Origin of the sequence: Bacillus sp. SRB_8 (genome assembly GCF_003264205.1) — a bacterium.
Classification (GTDB): domain Bacteria; phylum Bacillota; class Bacilli; order Bacillales; family Bacillaceae_G; genus Bacillus_A; species Bacillus_A mycoides.
Window position 1 is genome coordinate 1 of sequence record NZ_NADT01000202.1, and the last position, 360, is coordinate 360.

At 43.3% G+C, this 360-nt stretch carries 1 protein-coding gene; it reads left to right on the forward strand.

Going from position 1 to position 360, the window contains the following annotated elements:
- Positions 1–17 precede the first annotated feature (17 nt).
- Positions 18–170 carry a hypothetical protein gene (locus B5P40_RS34535; RefSeq protein ID WP_483296267.1) on the forward strand — a complete coding sequence of 51 codons (153 nt, stop codon included), beginning with the start codon at positions 18–20 and terminating at the stop codon, positions 168–170.
- The last annotated feature ends 190 nt before the right edge of the window (positions 171–360 follow it).

Sequence of the window (360 nt, forward strand, 5' to 3'; positions counted from 1 at the left end):
GATCCATTGTAGCTGCAATCCGGGATTTGGCAGATTTGCATGCCAACGGACTCATCACTGCTGGAGAGTTCCAAACTCTCAAGACAATCTTGATTGAGAAGCTGTCTGCAGCAATGCTACCTAGCAATGCTGCAAATTTATCGGCAGAACTGTCTCGTCAGGTTAAATAATTCTTGGTCATCGGCAATCCGGGTACCCATTTGACTTACATTTTAGTGCATCATGATGTAATTTCACACAATTACAGCAAAGCGGAAGCTGAAAGTTCACCAGCAGTACCTTCAGGTGAGCACAGTATATCTTCGTCAGGCAAAATGAGTAACATTCCTTTTCTCAAAGGTTGCAGTAAATCTCGTATGC